At 59.2% G+C, this 20,074-nt stretch carries 22 protein-coding genes and 1 pseudogene; 17 read left to right on the plus strand and 6 right to left on the minus strand.

Annotated elements, in window-relative coordinates; genetic code table 11:
* From NWQ23_RS15225 to NWQ23_RS15235, 3 genes and pseudogenes are all read left to right on the plus strand, one after another.
* Window positions 1–414, plus strand: a 414-nt coding sequence (locus NWQ23_RS15225) for an AAA family ATPase (protein ID WP_372340140.1), incomplete at its 5' end; no start/stop codon positions are given.
* 57 nt (window positions 415–471) lie between these two features.
* On the plus strand, window positions 472–1,338 hold the full coding sequence (locus NWQ23_RS15230; RefSeq protein ID WP_306167241.1) for a hypothetical protein: 867 nt from the start codon (window positions 472–474) through the stop codon (window positions 1,336–1,338).
* 24 nt (window positions 1,339–1,362) lie between these two features.
* Window positions 1,363–1,605, plus strand: a pseudogene (locus NWQ23_RS15235) (ATP-binding protein); the annotation flags it as partial.
* Here the strand turns inward: NWQ23_RS15235 and NWQ23_RS15240 are convergent.
* Entirely contained in the window at window positions 1,602–1,961 is a 360-nt protein-coding gene (locus NWQ23_RS15240; RefSeq protein ID WP_306167242.1) for a hypothetical protein, read from the minus strand. The pseudogene NWQ23_RS15235 and the gene NWQ23_RS15240 overlap by 4 nt on opposite strands.
* A 133-nt stretch (window positions 1,962–2,094) precedes the next feature.
* Here NWQ23_RS15240 and NWQ23_RS15245 point away from each other — a divergent pair, with 133 nt between their 5' ends.
* Genes NWQ23_RS15245 through NWQ23_RS15275 form a run of 7 tightly spaced genes read left to right on the plus strand, consistent with a single transcriptional unit; the run spans window position 2,095 to window position 6,926 of the window.
* Window positions 2,095–2,553 (plus strand): GNAT family N-acetyltransferase, encoded by a 459-nt coding sequence (locus tag NWQ23_RS15245; RefSeq protein WP_306167243.1) that lies wholly within the window; start codon window positions 2,095–2,097, stop codon window positions 2,551–2,553.
* Window positions 2,550–3,896: a DUF2927 domain-containing protein gene (locus NWQ23_RS15250; RefSeq protein WP_306167244.1), complete on the plus strand. Its 1,347-nt coding sequence runs from the start codon at window positions 2,550–2,552 to the stop codon at window positions 3,894–3,896. The genes NWQ23_RS15245 and NWQ23_RS15250 overlap by 4 nt, the downstream gene beginning before the upstream one ends.
* Before the next feature lie 13 nt (window positions 3,897–3,909).
* Window positions 3,910–4,080, plus strand: a complete 171-nt coding sequence (locus tag NWQ23_RS15255) for a hypothetical protein (RefSeq protein WP_306167245.1) — start codon at window positions 3,910–3,912, stop codon at window positions 4,078–4,080.
* 4 nt (window positions 4,081–4,084) lie between these two features.
* Complete coding sequence (locus NWQ23_RS15260) at window positions 4,085–5,269, plus strand: VWA domain-containing protein (RefSeq protein WP_306167246.1); 1,185 nt, start codon at window positions 4,085–4,087, stop codon at window positions 5,267–5,269.
* On the plus strand, window positions 5,269–5,619 hold the full coding sequence (locus NWQ23_RS15265; RefSeq protein WP_306167247.1) for a hypothetical protein: 351 nt from the start codon (window positions 5,269–5,271) through the stop codon (window positions 5,617–5,619). The genes NWQ23_RS15260 and NWQ23_RS15265 overlap by 1 nt, the downstream gene beginning before the upstream one ends.
* Complete coding sequence (locus tag NWQ23_RS15270; protein ID WP_306167248.1) at window positions 5,616–6,236, plus strand: DedA family protein; 621 nt, start codon at window positions 5,616–5,618, stop codon at window positions 6,234–6,236. The genes NWQ23_RS15265 and NWQ23_RS15270 overlap by 4 nt, the downstream gene beginning before the upstream one ends.
* A gap of 3 nt (window positions 6,237–6,239) precedes the next feature.
* Entirely contained in the window at window positions 6,240–6,926 is a 687-nt protein-coding gene (locus NWQ23_RS15275) for a M48 family metallopeptidase (RefSeq protein WP_306167249.1), read from the plus strand.
* Between the two features lie 32 nt (window positions 6,927–6,958).
* Here the strand turns inward: NWQ23_RS15275 and NWQ23_RS15280 are convergent, their stop codons facing one another.
* The 3 genes from NWQ23_RS15280 to NWQ23_RS15290 are packed head-to-tail and all read right to left on the minus strand — an operon-like array spanning window position 6,959 to window position 9,321.
* Window positions 6,959–7,510, minus strand: a complete 552-nt coding sequence (locus NWQ23_RS15280; RefSeq protein WP_306167250.1) for an RSP_2648 family PIN domain-containing protein — start codon at window positions 7,508–7,510, stop codon at window positions 6,959–6,961.
* Window positions 7,507–8,712 carry an RSP_2647 family RNA methyltransferase gene (locus NWQ23_RS15285; RefSeq protein WP_306167251.1) on the minus strand — a complete coding sequence of 402 codons (1,206 nt, stop codon included), beginning with the start codon at window positions 8,710–8,712 and terminating at the stop codon, window positions 7,507–7,509. The genes NWQ23_RS15280 and NWQ23_RS15285 overlap by 4 nt, the downstream gene beginning before the upstream one ends.
* Window positions 8,713–8,766: 54 nt before the next feature.
* A complete protein-coding gene (locus NWQ23_RS15290; protein ID WP_306167252.1) occupies window positions 8,767–9,321 on the minus strand; it encodes a DUF6778 family protein in 555 nt (184 codons plus the stop codon).
* Between the two features lie 168 nt (window positions 9,322–9,489).
* Here NWQ23_RS15290 and edd point away from each other — a divergent pair, with 168 nt between their 5' ends.
* From edd to NWQ23_RS15305, 3 genes are all read left to right on the plus strand, one after another.
* Window positions 9,490–11,295, plus strand: a complete 1,806-nt coding sequence (gene edd / locus NWQ23_RS15295; RefSeq protein ID WP_306167253.1) for a phosphogluconate dehydratase — start codon at window positions 9,490–9,492, stop codon at window positions 11,293–11,295.
* 78 nt (window positions 11,296–11,373) lie between these two features.
* Window positions 11,374–12,012: a bifunctional 4-hydroxy-2-oxoglutarate aldolase/2-dehydro-3-deoxy-phosphogluconate aldolase gene (gene eda, locus NWQ23_RS15300; protein ID WP_306167254.1), complete on the plus strand. Its 639-nt coding sequence runs from the start codon at window positions 11,374–11,376 to the stop codon at window positions 12,010–12,012.
* A gap of 94 nt (window positions 12,013–12,106) precedes the next feature.
* Window positions 12,107–14,311, plus strand: coding sequence for a methyl-accepting chemotaxis protein (locus tag NWQ23_RS15305; protein WP_306167255.1), 2,205 nt, complete (start codon window positions 12,107–12,109; stop codon window positions 14,309–14,311).
* Window positions 14,312–14,488: 177 nt separating this feature from the next.
* Here NWQ23_RS15305 and NWQ23_RS15310 read toward each other — a convergent pair whose 3' ends face one another.
* A complete protein-coding gene (locus NWQ23_RS15310) occupies window positions 14,489–14,800 on the minus strand; it encodes a hypothetical protein (RefSeq protein ID WP_306167256.1) in 312 nt (103 codons plus the stop codon).
* Window positions 14,797–17,559, minus strand: coding sequence for a glutamine-synthetase adenylyltransferase (locus tag NWQ23_RS15315; RefSeq protein WP_306167257.1), 2,763 nt, complete (start codon window positions 17,557–17,559; stop codon window positions 14,797–14,799). The genes NWQ23_RS15310 and NWQ23_RS15315 overlap by 4 nt, the downstream gene beginning before the upstream one ends.
* Window positions 17,560–17,638: 79 nt before the next feature.
* On the opposite strand from NWQ23_RS15315, the gene NWQ23_RS15320 reads away from it, so the two are divergent.
* The 4 genes from NWQ23_RS15320 to NWQ23_RS15335 all read left to right on the plus strand — a co-directional run bounded on the left by NWQ23_RS15320 (window position 17,639) and on the right by NWQ23_RS15335 (window position 20,064).
* Window positions 17,639–18,106: a YbaK/EbsC family protein gene (locus NWQ23_RS15320; protein WP_306167258.1), complete on the plus strand. Its 468-nt coding sequence runs from the start codon at window positions 17,639–17,641 to the stop codon at window positions 18,104–18,106.
* A 117-nt stretch (window positions 18,107–18,223) separates the two neighbouring features.
* Window positions 18,224–18,658, plus strand: a complete 435-nt coding sequence (locus NWQ23_RS15325; protein ID WP_306167259.1) for a DUF2852 domain-containing protein — start codon at window positions 18,224–18,226, stop codon at window positions 18,656–18,658.
* A 77-nt stretch (window positions 18,659–18,735) separates the two neighbouring features.
* Window positions 18,736–19,170 carry an RDD family protein gene (locus NWQ23_RS15330; RefSeq protein WP_306167260.1) on the plus strand — a complete coding sequence of 145 codons (435 nt, stop codon included), beginning with the start codon at window positions 18,736–18,738 and terminating at the stop codon, window positions 19,168–19,170.
* 87 nt (window positions 19,171–19,257) lie between these two features.
* Window positions 19,258–20,064 carry an arginyltransferase gene (locus tag NWQ23_RS15335; RefSeq protein ID WP_306167261.1) on the plus strand — a complete coding sequence of 269 codons (807 nt, stop codon included), beginning with the start codon at window positions 19,258–19,260 and terminating at the stop codon, window positions 20,062–20,064.
* Window positions 20,065–20,074 lie beyond the last annotated feature (10 nt).

Genomic DNA, 20,074 nt, shown 5'->3' on the forward strand with positions numbered 1-20,074 from the left:
GGCGAGACCGTCAAGGCGATCCACCGTCCCGTTGTCATCATCACCTCCAACAACGAAAAGGAACTACCCGACGCTTTCCTGCGCCGCTGCTTTTTCCACTATATTCGCTTTCCCGACATCGACACGCTGCGCAAGATCGTCGAAGTCCACCATCCGGGCATCAAGGACGCGTTGTTGACCACAGCCCTCACCCAGTTTTACGAGGTCCGCGAGACGGCGGGACTGAAAAAGAAGCCCTCGACCTCGGAAGTGCTGGACTGGCTCAAACTGCTTTTGGCCGAGGATCTGACCGCCGAAGACCTCAAGCGCGACGGGGCGAACGCCTTGCCAAAACTGCACGGTGCCTTGCTCAAGAACGAACAGGACGTGCATCTGTTTGAACGACTGGCCTTTATGGCACGCGGGCAGCGCTAGTTAGATATTGAACGAAAGTTATTTGCAAATCTGATTGCGAAAAAGAACACTCTATCTATGGTAGAAGTTATGCCTCTTTTTATCAAATCATTGCCGCTTTCACTCAAAACTTTCTGGCGCTATTTGCTATTGCTGCCGTTGCTCGCAATCTTCGCTTTTTTGCTTTCACTCTTGCAGTTTATTCCCTTTATTGGCCTGCTCATTCCAGGAATTGTGAGTACGGGCCTTTTGATCATCGGCTTTCGGTGCTCGTTGGCGGCCAATGGACACCACAAACCTTTGGATACAGGGACGCTTCTGACAGTGAGCGTGGTTTTCTGCATTTTGGGCATCATTTTCGACGTGCTTCTTTCGGGCGCGTATTGGATTTTCTTGAAAGGCCTTCAGGCGACAGGAGTGGAATTAGACCCAATCGGCCTTCTTGCTGGCCTTCTTGGCTTTTCAATTTATTGGGCAGGCGTCCTTTTGGCGCTTCTCAGCCCAAAAGCTCTGCTCGGCGCCGCCCTTGCCGTTCCCATGACGGCCGCGGCATTCGCCGCAACGCCGCGAGGTGGTGATATCAATTACTTCTTCGGGATCGGAAGCGGAATGTTCAGCTTGTTGGTCGTATCGATATTCTGGCTTTTTGGTGGTCATATATTCACAATTGTGGGCGAGATATGGACGACCTTTGGCCTGATTGCCTTTACAATTCTGGACTGGTGGCGCGGCGAACCTTTGTTCGATATCGACCTCCCGGGCCGCTTTGATACCATCACGAGTATTCTTATCATGACTTGGGCATCAAGCTGGTTTTTCGCGACTGCGGTTTTGGCATGGGAACGCAAGGTCGATCAGCAGCGCGCAAAACTTGCAACAATGCGCGAAGCGAACAGACCATCCACCGAAGACATCAGAGCAATGCGCCAACGGCGGATGAAATGACCTCATCCCAGACGACCGAAAAAGTTTCTCACCACAGCCCTCACCCTGTTTTACTAGGTCCGCGAGACTACTGGCTTGAAGAAAAAACCTTCAACCTCGGAAGTGCTGGACTGGCTCAAACTGCTTTTGGCCGAGGATCTGACCGCCGAAGACCTCAAGCGCGACGGGGCGAACGCCTTGCCAAAACTGCACGGTGCCTTGCTCAAGAACGAACAGGACGTGCATCTGTTTGAACGACTGGCCTTTATGGCACGCGGGCAGCGCTAGTCGGGCAGCAAAGCAATGCCCTGCGCGCGGCCAAATGCCCGGCAATAATCCATCCAGTCGCCAAACTCTTCTGAAAAGACCGCCAAGGCACCTTTGTCTGTCCATTCCTGGTACTTTGCTGTCATCGTGGCCTCGACATAGGTCGCGGGATCGGACACGCCTTCGCTTTGGGACTGAACGATCGCCGCGTTGATCCATTTGGCCTGACCGAACTCCAGTAACGCAACGGCGTCAGGGCTTTCGACATGCGCGCGCGCAAAGGCGTAAAGCCCCCCACATTCCGCCATGCTTTTGCTGAATGGCTGTGCATTGGCGGGGCTGGCAAGAACGAGGGCAATGATCAAGCAAAGGCGCATGACGCGGTCCTGGAGGGAAAACATGTGCAAACTATACCTCTCTTTTGTGGCCTTCTTATGATCCCACAGCTAATTGACTGGTCCTGCCCCAAAACGCCGCTATGGTCTGCCTAAAGCAAGAATGAGCAAAAACATGACCCCGACCACTCCGGTAACAATCCGACCTTTGCAACACAGCGATCACGCTGCATGGCAAAGACTTTGGACAGGTTACCTGACATTCTACAAAACCACCCTGCCCGATTCCGTCTATGATAGCACCTTTGCGCGGCTTCTGGGCGACGACCCGCAGGATTACAGCTGTCTGATTGCCGAACAGGGCGGCGCGCCCGTCGGCCTTGCCCATTACCTCTTTCACCGCCATTGCTGGCGGATCGAGAATGTCTGCTATCTGCAAGACCTCTATGCCGACCCTGCCGTGCGCGGCACAGGTGTTGGCCGGAAGTTGATCGAGGCCGTCTATGATGCCGCTGACAAAGCCGGTACAAAGGCGGTCTATTGGCTGACCCAGGACGACAATCATACCGGTCGGCAGCTTTACGACCGTGTCGGGCAAGTGACCAACTTTATCAAGTATCAGCGCCCCGCATGAGACATCTTGCTGCCCTTGCGCTGATGCTTTTCGCCGCCTGCGCCGAAGTCCCCGGCACGCCCGACCCCATCCGGCTAGATTTTCCCCAGATGCAGCGCTTTAGCGCCGCCAGTCCGGGGCCGTCGACGCGTCCAAATTCCGAGATCGCGCTCGACTTTATCGATCTGGCCTTTCGTATGGAAAGCGGGCGACCGCTGCCGATCCTGACGCGATTTGAAGGACCGATCACCGTAGGTGTGGTGGGCAATGTGTCGCAAACCACGCTGGATGATCTGGCAGACCTGCTGCGACGTTTGCGCACCGAAGCAAGGATCGACATACAGTTCACGAATGGCCCCGACGCCAATATCATCATCGAGGCAGTGCCCTCGCGGACATTGCAACGGGTCGCACCCAATGCGGCCTGTTTTGTGGTGCCCCGTGTGCAACGCTGGGCCGATCTGCGGGCTGCGCGCAATACATCAGCCCTTGATTGGGCCACGCTGCGGCGACGCGAGAAAGCGGCGATCTTTCTGCCCTCTGATGTCACACCGCAGGAAACCCGCGATTGCCTGCACGAGGAATTGGCCCAAGCGCTTGGGCCGCTGAACGACCTCTACCGCCTGCCGGATTCGGTGTTCAACGATGACAATATTCATGCGGTCCTGACCGGCTTTGATATGCTGATCTTGCGCGCCTTTTATGCACCAGAGCTGCGCAGCGGCATGACAGAGCAACAGGTGGCAGACCGGCTCCCCGGTATTCTGGCGCGGATGAACCCCGGCGGGCAGCGCAGGGGCGGGCAAATCCCCTCCAGCACATCGCGCGAATGGATGGATGAGATGACCATCGCACTGGGCGACACGGTGTCTGACACCCGCCGCCGTCAGGCGGCGGCACGCGCTGTGTCAATCGGGCAGGCGCAAGGCTGGACCGGCCCCCGCGAAGGATTTGCCAATTACGTTTTTGGCCGCTTGCAGATCGGCAATGATTCGTCGCTTGCCCTTGGCGCCTTCAATGCCGCCGGTCGCGCCTATGGGCAAAGTCCCGTCACCAATATCCACTCCGCCCATATCGCTGTGCAACTGGCGGCCTTTACCCTCATCTCGCGCAATGCAGATGCCACGATTGCCATCGTCGATCCCGCGATTGCTGTGGCCCGCCAACATGAAAACGCCGCACTCATGTCTTTGCTGATGATGTTCAAGGCCGAAGCGCTGGACCTGAAGGGTGATACCGAGGCAGGCATGGCGCTCCGGCTGGACAGTCTGGGATGGGCGCTTTATGGCTTTGGAAGCCGTGATGCGGTCATTGACCGGCTCAATGAAATCGCATCGCTGGCGCCGCAAATTTCGCCAAGCTGACAAAGGCCAAGACATGATTTTCCCGCTTTCCGGCCTCGTTCTAGGTGCAATCATTGGCGCATTCCGCGCCAGGTCACGTGGTGGCAAAGGTAAAGACATGCTGCAATGGGGCGCGGTCTTTGCGATCATCTTTGGCCTGATCGGTCTGTTTGTCCTGATCTTCCTGCAACGCAGCCTCGTCTGAACCCATGTTCCTTCCCTTTTTCGACAATTTGCGCAGACACGGGGTTCCGGTTTCGCTGCGCGAGTTTCTGTCGTTTCTAGAGGGGATGAAGGCCGGCCTTGCCACCTATGATGTCGAAGCCTTCTATTTTCTGGCCCGCGTGGTCATGGTCAAAGACGAACGCCATCTGGACAAATTCGACCGCGCCTTTGCCGCGAGCTTTGAAGGTCTTGACGCGATCCCTGACGAGGCGGTTCTGAACGCTGTCGATATTCCCGCAGAATGGCTGGCAAAACTGGCCGAAAAGCATCTGAGCGCCGAAGAGAAAGCCGAGATCGCAGCTTTGGGCGGGTTCGACAAACTGATGGAGACACTCAAGAAACGGCTTGAGGAACAAAAGGGCCGCCATCAGGGTGGGTCAAAGTGGATCGGCACCGCGGGCACCTCGCCCTTTGGCGCTTATGGCTACAACCCCGAAGGCGTCCGCATCGGCCAGACCGAGAGCCGCCATCAGCGTGCGGTCAAAGTCTGGGACAAGCGCGAATTCCGCAATCTGGATGACACCGTCGAACTGGGCACCCGCAACATCAAGGTTGCGCTCAAACGCCTGCGCCGCTGGGCGCGCGACGGGGCCGCAGAGGAACTGGACCTCAATGGCACCATCCGCGCCACCGCCGAACACGGCTATCTGGATGTGCAAACCCGCCCCGAGCGGCGCAATGCGGTCAAAGTCCTGCTGTTTCTGGATATCGGCGGTTCAATGGACCCCCATATCAAGGTGGTCGAGGAATTGTTCAGCGCGGCGAAATCCGAATTCAAGCATTTCGAACATTTCTACTTTCACAACTGCCTTTACGAAGGGGTCTGGAAAGACAACCGCCGCCGCTGGAACGCGCAGACCCCGACCTGGGAGGTGCTGCGCACCTATGGCTCTGATTACAAATGTATTTTTGTGGGCGACGCCAGCATGTCGCCTTACGAGATCGCCTTTCCCGGGGGCGCGAACGAGCACTGGAACGCCGAAGCCGGCCAGACTTGGCTGTCCCGCGCCCGCGACCAATGGCCCAGCCATCTGTGGATCAATCCGCTGGAAGAACGCTATTGGCCCTATACCCAGTCGATCCAGATGATACAGGAGATCTTCGGCGCGGACCGGATGGTGCCGATGACCCTTGACGGGATCGCGCGCGGCATGAAGGTGCTGACATGATGCAAGACAGGCTAAGACATCTTTGGCAAAACCATCGCAAGGCGCTTCTGGCCTTTGTCGTGGCGCTTGTCTTGATGCTGGTTTTTGCGGTCAGGATGATCACGGCAACGCTTTACTGGATGGACCCCGCCAAGCAGGACCAGCCTTTGGCAGGCTGGATGACACCGCGCTATGTCGCGCAATCCTATCAATTGCCGCCCGAGGTGCTGGGACCTGCGCTGTTTCTGGCGGAAAATTCAGCCCCGATGCGCCGCTCGCTCGAGACAATCGCGGCAGAGCACGGGGTGACGCTGGACGAACTGCAGGCGCGGGTCGAAGCCGCCGCCGCCGCATGGCGGGCCAGCCAGTGAGCGAACTGGCCCTTGCCCTGATCGCGGACTACGGCGTGCCGCTGCTGTTTGCTGTGACATTCCTGAGCTGTCTGGCGATACCGGTGCCGTCTTCTTTGTTGATGCTGGCCTCTGGCGGGTTCGCAGCGACCGGGGACTTGACCTTATCAAGCGTGGTTCTGGCCGCTTATGTGGGTGCGGTCCTGGGCGACAATAGCGGCTATTGGATCGCGCGCGCCTTTGGCCCGCGACTGACCAACTGGCTGGCCACACGGCCAAGGCGCGCGCATCTCTACCAGAATGCGCAGACCTTTATGACCCGATGGGGCGGGTCGAGTATCTTCTTTTCCTGCTGGCTGGTCGCACCGCTGGGTCCTTATGTGAATTATGTGAGCGGGCTGACGAAACTGAGTTGGCCGCGCTTTGCCCTTTGGGGGATGGCGGGCGAAGTTGCATGGGTCGGGATCTATGTGGGGTTGGGGTATCTGTTTTCCGGCAGTATCGCGCTCCTTGCCAATCTGCTTGGCGATATCTCCGGTTTTCTGGTCGCTTTCGTGATCGTGATCGGGCTGGGTGCGTGGCTTTGGCGCATGAGCCATCATCGGACTGGCAAATCCACGCCACAATCCCATATGTAACGCATGATAAAATTTACCCCGATCCTTCTTGCCGTCCTTTACGGTCTTGCGATGTACCGCTTCTCGGTCTGGCGCACGTCGCGCGAGCTTGACGCCAAATCGACCGAGCTTGCCGATCCGATCCTGAAAGTGCTGATGGACCGGATGGCAAAGGCGCTCGATCTCGAGCGGATCAAGGTGTATATTTACGAGATTGAGCCGGTCAACGGGCTTGCCGCACCGGACGGGCGCATTTTCATCACACGCGGGTTTTTCAATAAATACCGCGCAGGCGAAGTGACATCCGAAGAAATGGCAACAGTGATCGCGCATGAGTTGGGGCATGTGGCCTTGGGCCATTCTCGCCGCCGGATGATTGATTTTTCGGGGCAGAATGCAATGCGCACGGCGCTGGCGATGATCCTGAACCGCTTTATTCCCGGTGTCGGCCCCTGGATTGCGGGGGCTTTGATGAGCCTGCTGGCCGCCGGTTTATCCCGTAAAGACGAGTTCGAGGCCGATGCCTATGCCTCTGCCCTGCTGGTCAAGGCAGGGATCGGGACCGGGCCGCAGAAATCGCTGTTCAAGAAGCTGGAAACACTGACAGGCGCGCGTGGGGCCGCCACGCCTGCATGGATGCTCAGCCACCCCAAAACGCCGCAGCGCATCGCCGCAATCGAGGCGAACGAAGCAAAATGGGCTGTGAAGTAGAGAATTCTTCGCCGAAGAATTTTGGAAAAATCCTAGATAGGATTGTTCTCCAGTGCTTTGCCAAACCGTGGCATCCGTGCCTTTTTCATCAAGGCGCGCATCGTCCACGGTTGCTCTGACAGTCTGTTCGCTTCGGCCAAGATGCGCTCCGCGACGGCTTTGACGGCATCAGGGGCTTCGTCCAGCAGCAAGAGTGCGAACCCGTCAGGGTCCCACCGCAAGAGCGCCTCTTCGCCCAGAATGTTCTTGGGGAAATCCTTTGCGTTCATCGTCAATATCCCGTCACAGGACCCGACAACCGCTGCTGTCAGCACATGGATATCGGCAGGGTCCGGCAGCCAGTAACGCGCCTCCATTGCCGTGTCGTATCGCACCAGCGCTTTGGGAAAATTCGCCGCCAAAGCAGCAATCTCACCGCGCGCCCAGACCTCTTCGGTTGGTCCCAGCTTGCCCGCCGCCCGCGCCCATTCCTCCAGGATCCGCGCCGACCACCGCGCCTCGAACAGGCCCAGCTTGGCGCAGCCCAGCACCACTTCGCGCATCACCGTGGGGTAGAGCACGCAAGCGTCGATCATCACCCTCATAGGCGGTAAACAAGCACCTTGAGATAGCCGCTTTCCGCCAGATGCGGCATCAGCGGATGGTCCGGCCCGGCAAAACCGGTAAAGACGATCTGCCCCCGCCTGCCGCCCCGCCCGATCCCGCGTGAACAGGCGTTGCGGAATTTGGTCAGATCCGCCGCATGCGAGCAGGAACACAGCACCAGATAGCCCCCATCGGCCACCAAGGGTGCCGCCAGCCGTGCGACCCGCTCATAGGCCCGCAGCCCCGCATCCAATGTGGCCTTTGAAGGTGCAAAGGCGGGCGGGTCACAGACCACAACATCAAAAGTTTCATTTTCTTCGGCCAGTGCTGTCAGCACATCAAAGGCATCGCCCTTGCGCGTCTCCAACCGCGCCGCAGCACCCATGGCCGCTGCCCCTTGCGCGGCCAGTTCCAACGCCGGAGCAGAGCCGTCCACTGCCAAAGTCGACGTGGCACCAGCCGCCAATGCCGCCAGCCCAAAGCCGCCGACATGGGAAAACACATCCAGCACGCGCGCGTTTCTGGACAACCCAGCCACAAAGGCATGATTGGGCCTTTGGTCAAAGAACAGGCCGGTTTTCTGACCGCCCATCACGTCGGCCATATAGATCGCACCATTCATCGGAACCGGTACCGGATCGGTCGGGGCCGTGCCGACCAGAACCTCTGTCCGTTCTTCCAGCCCTTCCAGACTGCGCGCCCGTCCGGTGCCGTTCATCACGACGGTCGTGACACCTGTCACCGCCTGCAAGGCCGCAACCATCGGCCCGATCAGCGCATCGGCCCAAGCCGCATTGGGCTGGATGACCGCCACATCACCGAAACGGTCGATCACCACGCCGGGTAACCCGTCCGCTTCGGCATGGACCAGACGGTAGAACGGGGCATCATAAAGCCGCGCGCGATGCGCCAGAGCCCGCGTCAGCCTTGCTGCAAACCAGGCCTCGTCAATCACCGCTTGCGGATCCTGATCCAGCATCCGGCAGATGATTTTGGACGCGGGGTTCACCGCGACAACGCCCATCGGCGTCCGGCTGGCATCTTCGAGCAAGGCAAGGCTGCCCGGTGTCATATTGCGGGTGCGGCGGTCTGTGACCAGTTCATTGGCGTAAACCCAAGGAAAGCCGTGGCGGATCGCGCGGGCTTCGGCTTTGGGGATCAGGCGCACGACGGGCATGCTGGGGGGTGTGATATCTGTCATGCTGGGCTCTTATCCGGTCGCGTCGCGCGTTGAAAGGTGCCGCGTGCAGATTGCCTAGACCAGTTGCGCGCGCAAGAGGCTGGTCAGGAAATCGGTCACCCGCACTCTTTCGGTCTGCCCCCGCTCTTCAAGCCGCACCGCCTCTTCACCGCCAGGCGCATCAAGGTTGCCGACGATGCGGCGGGGCGGTTCGATCACCGCACCTGTACTGGCGTCCCGGACGGTCAGATCAAAGACCACATTATAGACGCCGCCCACCGAGTAACGCGTGCGGTTGGTCACACCATGAAAGCGGACCAGCGTGACCTCCACATCAACGGGAGTCCGGCCTGACAACACGCCACGACTGCGATCGGCGGCCTCTTCAAACATATCCCCGATTTGGGTGATGCGTGGCCCCGAAGGGTCCCCACGCCAAACGATATCAGCGGTCGGATAAAGAGATTCGCTCTCGGAGACGGTCAGGTCGGGAAGCGCCTGAAAGCGGAACACCCGCAAGTCATAGGACCGCGCCATCACAGGTCGCGGTGCAGAGCGCTGTGTCAAGGGCACACCACAGCCCGCCAGACCCAGCAAAAGGGCCGCCGAAAAAAAGGTTCTTCTATGCATCATCTTAACCACTGCTCTTCATCCTGCAGCTTCTCTAGCATGCGATCTTGCACTTGATAACACCCCCTCTTCACCCGCTGTCAGGTATTTTCTGTCGCACCGCCGCCTCTTGTTAGCGCTAACAGATCATGGTATAGCGCGGTCAAAATCCAAAACCATGAGGACGCCATGCCGCTGCATCCCACCATCGCTGCCGTCACCGACCGTATTCGCGCCCGTTCCGAAGGCCCGCGCCAGAAGTATCTGGACACGATGGCCCGCGCTGCCGCCGAAGGGCCGCGCCGCGCGCATTTGACCTGCGGAAACCAAGCCCACGCCTATGCCGCGATGGGTGCCGACAAAGACGCGCTGACCGACGCCCACACTCCCAATATCGGCATTATCACTGCCTATAATGACATGCTCTCGGCCCACCAGCCCTTTGAAACCTACCCTGACATGATCCGCGCCGCCGCCCGTGCCGCTGGCGGGACAGCTCAGGTTGCTGGCGGTGTGCCTGCCATGTGTGACGGTGTGACCCAAGGCCAGACCGGGATGGAGCTGTCCTTGTTTTCCCGCGATGTGATCGCGCTGGCGGCCGGTGTGGGCCTGTCGCACAACGTCTTTGATTCCGCCGTCTACCTGGGTGTCTGTGACAAGATCGTGCCCGGTCTGGTAATGGCTGCCGCAACCTTTGGCTATATCCCCGGCATCTTTATGCCCGCAGGCCCGATGGTCTCTGGCTTGCCCAATGACGAAAAGGCCCGCGTCCGCCAGGAGTTCGCAAAAGGCAATATCGGCCGCGAGGAACTTATGGCGGCCGAAATGGCCAGCTATCACGGTCCCGGCACCTGCACATTCTACGGCACAGCCAATACCAACCAGATGCTGATGGAATTTATGGGTCTGCACCTGCCCGGCGCGTCCTTTGTCAATCCGGGCACCCCGCTGCGTGATGCCCTGACCACCGCCGCAACCGAACGGGCATTGGAAATCACCGCCCTTGGCAATGATTACCGCCCTGTTTGCGATATCCTCGACGAGCGGGCCTTTGTGAACGGGATCGTGGGCCTGATGGCCACGGGCGGGTCCACCAATCTGGTCATCCACCTGCCTGCCATGGCCAAGGCCGCAGGTATCATGCTTGATCTGCAAGACTTCAGCGATCTGTCAGCGGTGACCCCTTTGATGGCCAAGGTCTATCCGAACGGACTGGCCGATGTGAACCATTTCCACGCTGCTGGCGGCCTGGGCTTTATGATCGGCGAGCTTTTGAACGCAGGCCTCTTGCATGACGATACCAAGACTGTCGCAGGCGACGGGCTCGCACTTTACACCCAAGAACCCAAACTGGTGGATGGGCGTGTCAGTTATGCCCCCGGCGCGGGCAAATCCCTCAACGAGAAAATACTGCGCCCCGCCAGCAATCCGTTCCAGCCCCAAGGCGGGCTTGTGCAGCTCTCCGGCAACCTCGGGCGCGGCGTGATCAAGACCTCTGCCGTTGCTCCGGAGCGGCATATCATCGAGGCCCCTGCCCGCGTGTTTCACACCCAAGAGGCCGTGAAAGACGCATTCAAGGCCGGTGAATTCACCCAAGACACCGTGATTGTCGTGCGCTTTCAAGGACCGAAATCCAACGGGATGCCCGAGTTGCACGGCCTGACCCCCACGATGGCCGTGCTGCAGGATCGCGGCCTGAAAGTCGCCTTGGTGACTGACGGGCGCATGTCCGGCGCATCCGGCAAAGTACCCTCAGCGATCCATGTCTGCCCCGAAGCTGCTGATCATGGCCCGATCGCAATGGTACGCGATGGCGATATCATCCGCCTTGATGCCACCACAGGCACCATCGAAGTGGTAGGCGTTGATCTGAGCACCCGCCCCCCCGCCACTGCCGATCTAAGCGGCAATGGTACCGGCGTCGGGCGCGAGCTTTTCGAGGTTTTCCGCCGAAATGTCGGCCTTGCTGCAGAGGGTGCCGGGGTCGTCGTCTGACCCAGCCTGTCTTTGTTCATCTACACTTTTGCCCGAGGCAATCATGCAGGCCCCGCGCACGTCCCGAAGGAATACAAAATGACCCCACAAGAAGCCTCTGCCGCCGCTGCCAAAGTCTGCCTGCTGGCGCCGGTTGTCCCCGTTCTGGTCATCGACGATGCCAGCATCGCTGCCGATCTGGCCCGCGCGCTGATCGCTGGCGGATTGCCCGCGCTGGAAGTGACACTCCGCACCCCCGCCGCATTGGATGCAATCCGCGAGATGGCGTCCGTTCCTGGCGGCGTTGTGGGTGCGGGCACATTACTGACCCCCAAAGACGTCGAAGACGCCAAGGCCGCAGGGGCGACCTTTGGCGTGTCGCCCGGAGCGACCGACCGCCTGCTGGACGCCTGTGAAGCCAACGACCTGCCGCTTTTGCCGGGTACTGCGACCGCCTCAGAGGCGATGCGGTTGCTGGAACGGGGCTATACGGTGCAAAAATTCTTCCCCGCCGAGGCGAACGGCGGCGTACCTGCGCTCAAAGCCATCGGCGCACCGATTCCGCAGGTCAAATTCTGCCCCACAGGTGGCGTGAGCCTGCGCAACGCAGGGGACTATCTGGCCCTGAGCAATACGCTCTGCGTCGGTGGATCATGGGTCGCCCCGAAAGAGTTGGTTCTGGCAGGCGATTGGGCCGGAATCACTGCTCTGGCAAAAGAAGCGGCCGCACTCTCGTAATATAATCAGCCCGTTGTCAGAAATGCGAAGCGGATTCATGCCGCGTTAGCACTTGATGCCTAAAGGTTGCTCCGACGAGATAGAGGAGTAGCCCATGCTGGACTCATGGCCGATCGCGCGGCGCATCAACAGTGGTTTTCTGATCCTGACCCTCATGTTGGTTGGCTTGGCCGTGTTTTCGCAGCGGTCGGTCGGTGCTTTGGGCACGGGATATTCTGAATATAGCGATATCTCGCGCCAGTCTGTTGCGATCAATGCCTTCATGGAAGATGTTTTTGAGGCGCGCATCGCCGCCTTGGCCTATCTGCGCAATCCCGATCCCGCGATCCGGCGCGAAGTAAACGCCAATATTGACGAGGTCGTGAACGGCACGGTTTTCATGCAGGCATTTGCAATGGACCCTGCACGATTGGCAGAGGTTCAGGATCTCGTTGATCTGTCAGGCCAGTACAGAAATCACTTCAATCAAATGGCCGATCATCTTGTGCGGGCACAAGAGCGGCACCTTGAATTTATGGTTCTGAGTGATGAGATCGAAACCTCCGTCAACGGCATTTTTGCAGCAGCGTTGCAGAATGGAAACCCTGCTGTCGTGTCGGCAGCAGGCCGCGCCCTGCAGTCTTCCTTGACCGCGATCGTGCAAAGCAAACAATTCATCCTGAGCAACGATCCGGCAGACCTTGAGTCCTTTTCATCCGAGTTTGCAACGTTCGAGCGGGCGTTCGGTCAGCTCTCTGCATTGAACCCGCCCGGCACCATGACAACCCAGATCAATGCTTTGCAAAGTCTGATGGATGGTTTCCCCGCCATTCTGGACTCTTACGCGCAAGCGCAGTCCGCTGCTTTGCGCATCCAACGGGATCAGTTGGATAAGATCGGCCCTGATGTGCAAGCTGGATTGGACAGTGTTGCCGAGGAAATTTCAGATCGGCAAGGCATCATCGGGGCCCAAGGTCGCGTTGTCGTAGAGCGTCTGAATGTTGTCATACCTGTCGTTGGTTTGCTGGCCACGCTGGCGGCCGTCCTGTCTGCGGTGGTGATCGGACGCTGGATTTCGCGCTCTGTCGCGCGGCTCGCCGAGACGACGGATCGGCTCGCGGCGGGGGACAACGCGATGGACATCACCGGGACGGCCTATGAACACGAGTTGGGTCGCATGGCGCGTGCGCTGAAGGTGTTCCAGCAGGCGCAGATCGAACGCGCCGCAGCTTCAGAAGAACGCGCAAAGATCCGGGCAGAGCAGGATCGTGTTGTCGCGACAATGCAACGGGAGCTTGCGCAACTGGCCGAGGGCGATTTGACCGCAAAGATCACACAGCATTTTGCGCCCGAATACGAAGAGCTGCGCCAGAACTTCAACGATGCGGTTCAAGCGCTGCATGTCGCCATCACCAAGGTGAAGGAAACATCAGCAACCATCGCCGGAACGACCTCGGACACGAACGCGGCCACGACCGAACTTTCGCAGCGGACCGAAAACCAAGCCGCGACACTTGAACAAACTGCCGCCGCATTGGACGAACTGACCGCCAGCGTACGTTCGGCCGCAGAACATGCCAAATCCGTTGACAGCTCTGTCAGCAAAGCCCGTGCAGAAGCGACCAAGAACGGCGAAATCGTTGCACAAGCTGTGAGCGCAATGGGCGCTATTGAAAAGTCATCAAAACAGATCACACAGGTCATCGGCGTGATCGACGATATCGCGTTTCAGACCAACCTTTTGGCACTCAACGCCGGGGTCGAAGCCGCTCGCGCGGGCGAATCCGGCAGGGGCTTTGCGGTTGTGGCATCGGAAGTGCGGGCTTTGGCGCAACGCTCTGCAGAGGCTGCGAAAGAAATCTCGCAACTGATCGCCAATAGTTCGCGCCATGTCGCGCAAGGCACCCAATTGGTGGGAAATGCCGGCACAGCGCTTTCGGAGATCATCGTCCAGGTCAATGCGATTTCCGCAATGACATCGCAAATTGCAAGTAGCGCGGAAGAGCAGGCCATTGGATTGTCCGAAATCAACATCGGTGTGAACCAGCTTGATCAGGTGACACAGCAGAATGCCGCAATGGTCCAAGACTCGATGTCACGTGGGGAAGCGCTCAATGCAGAGACACGGAAGCTTGGTGATATGATCCGCCATTTCAAAGTCGCAGGGGTGCCCAACTCTCGTTCAGTTGCCCCAAAACCGGCAGACGCCCTGGAGATCGCGATTGCGCAAACCCATCGGAAACCGCAGGCACCCACGGCGCCCGTTGGCCGGTTTGCAACTGGCACCGGCGGGGCTGATCCAGTTTGGGAGGATTTTTGAACCTGCGCCCATCAATCGCAAAGGCATTCTTTGAGCGTGTCATGGCGGTTGCCCTGTCGACCGGCGTCATGAACAGGGCAGGTTCACCCCCTTTGCGCGCAATGCCCAAACACGCCCGCGCGGCTTTGCAAGCGCAGGTTCAGGCCTGACAACCCCGCGGTTTTTCGCCCCGCAACTTTAGTCCGGGCTTTCGGCGCTTTCGGAGCTTTCAGGACTCCCTGATAACCGGCCCTGACGTCCGCCCCTGCGCCGTGCCGGGCCGCTCTCTTGCAAGGCGCCTTGCAGCGTTTCAAGCATCGGGTGTCCGTCAACATGCAACGGCGCGTAATGTGCCAGCACCTTGCGCGCTTCATCCGGCGTATTCAGGTCTGCCGGTATGCCCAGTGCCCAATCCAGAAAGATACTCCGGCACTCGGGGGCACTGATCCCGTCAATGGCAAATGCATCGCGCATCAAACCCTTGGGATCAAAGAATGTCGCCTGTGTCATTGGGGCTCCAGAGTATGAATGATGATGTTTTGCGCTTTTTGTTCAGCGTCGTGAAGGCGTATTTTGAGCGCGTCAACCGTCGTGCATGTGGTTTCTCTGAGGATCAATCTTTTGGCACCTTCTGCAAGAGTGTCCAAATCCACGTCTGCGCCAGTCAGAAAACGGGCCGCTGTCTGCAGCTTCCAGAAAAGCCCCGCGGCCTGTTCCAGCGCACGCGCATCTGCGGCATCAAGCCATCCATTCACGACGCCCGCCTGCAATTGTGCGGGCAGGTCGCGTTCTGCGGAACCGCTGCGCAACGCGACAGTCTGTGCAAAAAGCTCGATATCCTGCAATCGGCCCGGCCCGATTTTGGCATCCCAGACTGCGGCCGATGTTTTCGCCGCTGCAATCCGGGCGCGCATCTCTGCCACATCGGCAAGCACCGTTGGGCCAGATGCCTTCCGCGCCAGCAGTTGCTGGCGAAATTCCTCGATTTCAGCGCAAAGCCCCGCGTCCCCCGCAACCGTGCGCGCACGTGTCTGGGCCAGATGTTCCCATGTCCATGCCTCATTTTGCTGATAATCCTGAAACGCCGCCAAGGCCGTCGCGACCGGACCTTGCCTGCCGGACGGGCGCAGCCGCATATCCACCTCGTAAAGCCGCCCTTCGGCCATCGGGGCGCTGAGCGCGGTGACAAGCGCCTGCGTCAACCGCGCGAAATAGCTGCGGGTCGGCAGGGGCCTGTGCCCGTCCGAACTCTCTGCCCCTGCCGCGTCATAGATCATGATCAGGTCAAGATCAGAGGTGGCCGTCAACCGGGCTGCGCCAAGCGAGCCCATCGCAACCACAGCCCCGCCGCGGCCGGGCATCGGCCCGTGTTTGCGCGCAAATTCGGCTGTGATGGCCGGCCAAAGCCCTGCCACAACCGCCTCTGCCAGATCGGCATAACATATGCCAGCTTGATCCGAATTGATGATCCCACGCAGATAATGGACCCCGATGCGGAAATGCCATTCCTTGGCCCACCGCCGTGCTGTCAGCAATTGTCCCTCGTAATCGTCAACCCGGCCAAGCTGCTGGGCCAAGGTCGCCGTCAGCGACGCAAGACCGGGCCAGGGGGCAAAGAACGCGCCGCCGATCACCGCATCCAGCACGCTGGCATTGCGCGACAGGTATTGCGCCAAGGCGGGGGCGGTCGCACAGATATCCACGATCAGCTGCGTCAGTTGCGGATTGGCTTCGAACATCGAGAAAAGCTGTACGCCCGCAGGCAGACCTGCCAGAAATCCATCGAACTGCGCGAGCGCTTCATCGGGTTTCACTGCCTCGTGTAGCCGCGCCATGATTTCCGGCTTGAGTCGCTCGAAAATTTTTGTCGCGCGTTCGGACCGCAGCGCGGGATAGCTGTGCCATCGCGCGACGACATCCGTACCCCAGTCTGTCGTCACCGGTTCCGCCGGGGCGTCGGGGGCAAAGAAGCCTTCGGTCAGGGCATGCACCTCTTCGATGCGGGCGGCAAGATCGGCGCGCAACACAGCCACATCCTGCCCCGTAAAGGCGGCAAGGCGCGCAAACCCGGTTGCATCTGTGGGCAGGGTCTGGGTTTGCGCATCATTGATCATCTGCAACCGATGCTCGACCTCGCGGTGATAGCGGTAGTGGCCGTAAAGCAGCGCGGCGGTGTCCTCTGGCACCCAACCGGCCTTGGCCAGTTGCGCCAGTCCGTCTTTGGTGGTGCGTGGGCGCAGCGACGTATCGCGCCCGCCTGCGATCAACTGGCGGGTCTGCGTGAAAAACTCGATCTCGCGGATACCCCCGCGCCCCAGTTTGATGTTGTGCCCCTCCAGCACCAGTGGTCCATGCAGACCTTTGTGGTCGCGGATTTTCAAGCGCATGTCATGGGCATCCTGGATCGCTGCGAAATCCAGATGCTTGCGCCACACGAAAGGGCGCAAAGTTTGCAAGAACCGCGCACCGGCCTGCTGGTCGCCCGCGCAGACCCGCGCCTTGATATAGGCGGCCCGTTCCCATGTGCGCCCCACGCTTTCGTAATAGCGTTCGGCCGCTTCCATCGAAAGACAGACAGGCGTAACCGAGGCATCGGGGCGTAGACGCAGATCGGTCCGGAACACATAGCCCCCCTCGCGCTGATCCGACAGGATCGCCGTCATCTTGCGGGTGACGCGGATAAAGGCTGCGCGCACGTCGTGATAGTTTTCGGGATCAAAGCGGGTTTCGTCAAAGAGGCAAATCAGGTCGATATCGGAGGAATAGTTCAGCTCGCCCGCCCCCATCTTGCCCATGGCGAGAACGACCATGCCGCCAGCCTCGGCGGGGTCACCGCCTGCGGGTAACTTGCCGCGCGCGACCTCTGCTGCAACCAGCGTTGTGATGGCTGCTTGCACGGCTGCATCGGCAAAATCGGTCAGGACCTGTGTGACGGTTTCAAGCGGCCAGACACCGCCCAGATCGGCAAGACCGGTCAGCAGAGCAATCCGTCGCTTGCAGGTGCGCAAGGTCAGAGGCAGGTCATCCAATGCGACCTGCGGGATCTCTGACATCAGGGTTGCCACAGCCGCTTCGGGATCATCAAAGGCCGCCAATATCCAATCGCTTTCGCGGCGCAGCAGGTCTGCCAGATAGGGGCTGCACCCCGCCGCACCGACAACAAGCGGTGCCAGCACCGCAGGCAGGCCGGTAAGCTGCGCTGCAACATCCTGTCCGCGCGTAGGATCAAAAGGGAAAGGGTGGCGCGTCAGGCGCTTGGCAAAAGACATGAAAGCACAGTGATCCCGACTTGCGGTCTGGTCAATGCGGGGCGCTTGCGTAAAGTGAACCAAAAAGGACATGACCATCATGAGCAAAAGTCTCAAACGTGTGATGCAGGCCTTGGGTGCTGCGGGTCTGGACATCACGCCCCTGGAATTGGGCCCCGAGACGCGCACGGCCCAGCAGGCGGCGGATGCGGCGGGCTGCGCCCTGGACCAGATCGCAAAATCGGTCATATTTTGCGGGGAAACATCTGGTAGGGCCATCCTGTTCGTCACCGCTGGCGGCAATCAGGTGGACGCCGCAAAGGCAAGTGCATTGGCGGGTGAACCATTGGGCAAGGCAGATGCCGCCTTGATCCGCAGCCAAACCGGTTTTGCCATCGGCGGTGTTGCTCCGATCGGGCATCTGCATCCGATCCGCGCGTTTTTTGACCCCAGATTGCGTGAATTTGACGTGATTTTCGCCGCTGCTGGCACGCCGCGGCATATTTTTCCGATCAATCCGCAGGTTCTGATCAGAATTTCCGACGCCCAACCTGCTGATTTTACGTGACTTTAAAAGTAAATGTAAAAAACATTCACATTATCCCTTGAAGGATCGACCTGCCCTTCCGATATCTGTCATGTGAAAAGCATTCACATCAACTCTAACAGATACGAGGAACCAGCCATGAATACCGCCACCACCCATTCTCCGATGGCAATGGATCATCGCCCCGGGTTTTTTGCCCGCGCTGAGTCTTGGCTCGATGAACGTGGTAAAGGCGCTTGGATCGCCGCCATGGTTGTCAGCTTTATCATCTTCTGGCCAATCGGCCTCGCCCTTCTTGCTTACATGATCTGGAGCAAACGCATGTTCAATTCTTCTTGCAAATCAATGTCCCACCGTCGCGACCGCCACATGGGCAAGTCATCGGGCAATAGCGCATTTGACGCCTACAGGGCCGAAACCCTGCGCCGTCTGGAAGAAGAGCAGGACAATTTTGAGGCCTTCCTCAAGCGTCTGCGCGATGCCAAGGACAAGGCCGAGTTCGACCAGTTCATGGACGACCGTGCCAAGATGACCGAAGACGACAACACCAATACCGGCCCCGCGACTGCCTAAGTCGTAGCGCCGTGCAGGTGGCCCTTGCCCCGGGGGCCACCTGCCCTTTTCCTGTATGATCAGAAAAGACCGATCCCATGTCCGACACAGTTTATCTTTCCGGCAATGACCCCTTTCTTTACGATGGCGTACCGCTCAAGCGCGGGATCGCATGGGTCTTTGACATGATGCTTATTGCGTTCCTGTGTGCTTTGGTTTTGCCCTTTACCGCATTCACCGGCATCTTTTTCTTTCCCTTTCTGATGCTGGTCGTGGGCTTCATCTATCGCTGGTTCACAATCGCGGGCGGCTCTGCCACATGGGGCATGCGCCTTGTCGGTGTCAGCCTGCGCGATCACCATGGCGCGCCGCTCTCCTCTGGTTTGGCGCTGGCGCATACGCTGGGCTACACGGTCAGTGTCGCGATCTTTCCGCTGCAACTGATCTCGGTCATTCTGATGCTGGTCACAGCGCGCGGCCAAGGCCTGACAGACACGCTTTTGGGCACTGTCGCCATCAACAGCCTGCGCTGATCCGGTCAAGGTTAACCCTGCGACATCCGAGGGCTTGGCGTATAGTGAATCGATTGTTAAGCTTTGCCAAACATGTCGGATTGTTCCATGCGCCACACCCTGCCCATTGCTCCACAGTTCTATGTAACCGCACCGCAGCCCTGCCCTTATCTTGAGGGCAGGATGGAGCGTAAGCTGTTCACGGCCCTGCAGGGCGATATGGCGACGAAACTGAATGACTCGCTGTCAAAACAGGGGTTCCGCCGGTCGCAGAATGTCCTTTACCGCCCGTCCTGCGCTGAATGCTCGGCCTGCATGTCCGCCCGCATCAATGTTGCGAACTTCGCGCCCAGCCGCAGCCAACGACGGGTTGAAAAGCGGGCCGCACATCTGAGCCGCCGCGCCACATCGCCCTGGGCGACAGAAGAACAATATACGCTCTTTCGCGAATACCTTGACGGGCGTCACGCCACCGGCGGCATGGCGGATATGGATATGTTCGAATTTGCCGCGATGGTCGAAGAAACGCCGATCCGGTCCCGCCTGATTGAATATAGCGAGGGCGCGGATCTCAATGCTGTCTGTCTGACCGATATCCTCGATGATGGGCTATCGATGGTTTATTCCTTCTTCGATCCCGCCTTGGAAAGACTATCGCTGGGCACATATGTCATTCTTGACCACATCAAGATCGCGCAGGAACTCGGTCTGCCTTACGTCTATCTTGGCTATTGGGTGCCGGGCAGCCCCAAGATGGGCTATAAGGCCAAGTTTCAGGGCCTGGAAGTCTACCGCGACGGATGTTGGACAGCGCTGGGCAATCCGTCCGACTATCGTGCGGATGTGCATCCGCTCTCGACCGATCCGATCGCAGAGCAAGTGGCCCGCATTCATCTGCCTGACGGGCGCAATTAGCGCGCAGCGA

Source organism: Yoonia sp. (assembly GCF_030731595.1).
In the GTDB taxonomy this organism is placed as follows: Bacteria; Pseudomonadota; Alphaproteobacteria; order Rhodobacterales; family Rhodobacteraceae; genus Yoonia.

Coding starts and splice junctions, on each gene's coding strand:
- NWQ23_RS15230 (WP_306167241.1), top strand. CDS start 472: ATGGTAGAAGTTATGCCTCTTTTTATCAAATCATTGCCGCTTTCACTC.
- NWQ23_RS15330 (WP_306167260.1), top strand. CDS start 18,736: ATGTCCGACACAGTTTATCTTTCCGGCAATGACCCCTTTCTTTACGAT.
- NWQ23_RS15280 (WP_306167250.1), bottom strand. CDS start 7,510: ATGAGGGTGATGATCGACGCTTGCGTGCTCTACCCCACGGTGATGCGC.
- NWQ23_RS15325 (WP_306167259.1), top strand. CDS start 18,224: ATGAATACCGCCACCACCCATTCTCCGATGGCAATGGATCATCGCCCC.
- NWQ23_RS15290 (WP_306167252.1), bottom strand. CDS start 9,321: ATGCATAGAAGAACCTTTTTTTCGGCGGCCCTTTTGCTGGGTCTGGCG.
- NWQ23_RS15305 (WP_306167255.1), top strand. CDS start 12,107: ATGCTGGACTCATGGCCGATCGCGCGGCGCATCAACAGTGGTTTTCTG.
- NWQ23_RS15320 (WP_306167258.1), top strand. CDS start 17,639: ATGAGCAAAAGTCTCAAACGTGTGATGCAGGCCTTGGGTGCTGCGGGT.
- NWQ23_RS15255 (WP_306167245.1), top strand. CDS start 3,910: ATGATTTTCCCGCTTTCCGGCCTCGTTCTAGGTGCAATCATTGGCGCA.
- NWQ23_RS15240 (WP_306167242.1), bottom strand. CDS start 1,961: ATGCGCCTTTGCTTGATCATTGCCCTCGTTCTTGCCAGCCCCGCCAAT.
- edd (WP_306167253.1), top strand. CDS start 9,490: ATGCCGCTGCATCCCACCATCGCTGCCGTCACCGACCGTATTCGCGCC.
- NWQ23_RS15250 (WP_306167244.1), top strand. CDS start 2,550: ATGAGACATCTTGCTGCCCTTGCGCTGATGCTTTTCGCCGCCTGCGCC.
- eda (WP_306167254.1), top strand. CDS start 11,374: ATGACCCCACAAGAAGCCTCTGCCGCCGCTGCCAAAGTCTGCCTGCTG.
- NWQ23_RS15245 (WP_306167243.1), top strand. CDS start 2,095: ATGACCCCGACCACTCCGGTAACAATCCGACCTTTGCAACACAGCGAT.
- NWQ23_RS15275 (WP_306167249.1), top strand. CDS start 6,240: ATGATAAAATTTACCCCGATCCTTCTTGCCGTCCTTTACGGTCTTGCG.
- NWQ23_RS15310 (WP_306167256.1), bottom strand. CDS start 14,800: ATGACACAGGCGACATTCTTTGATCCCAAGGGTTTGATGCGCGATGCA.
- NWQ23_RS15260 (WP_306167246.1), top strand. CDS start 4,085: ATGTTCCTTCCCTTTTTCGACAATTTGCGCAGACACGGGGTTCCGGTT.
- NWQ23_RS15265 (WP_306167247.1), top strand. CDS start 5,269: ATGCAAGACAGGCTAAGACATCTTTGGCAAAACCATCGCAAGGCGCTT.
- NWQ23_RS15315 (WP_306167257.1), bottom strand. CDS start 17,559: ATGTCTTTTGCCAAGCGCCTGACGCGCCACCCTTTCCCTTTTGATCCT.
- NWQ23_RS15285 (WP_306167251.1), bottom strand. CDS start 8,712: ATGACAGATATCACACCCCCCAGCATGCCCGTCGTGCGCCTGATCCCC.
- NWQ23_RS15335 (WP_306167261.1), top strand. CDS start 19,258: ATGCGCCACACCCTGCCCATTGCTCCACAGTTCTATGTAACCGCACCG.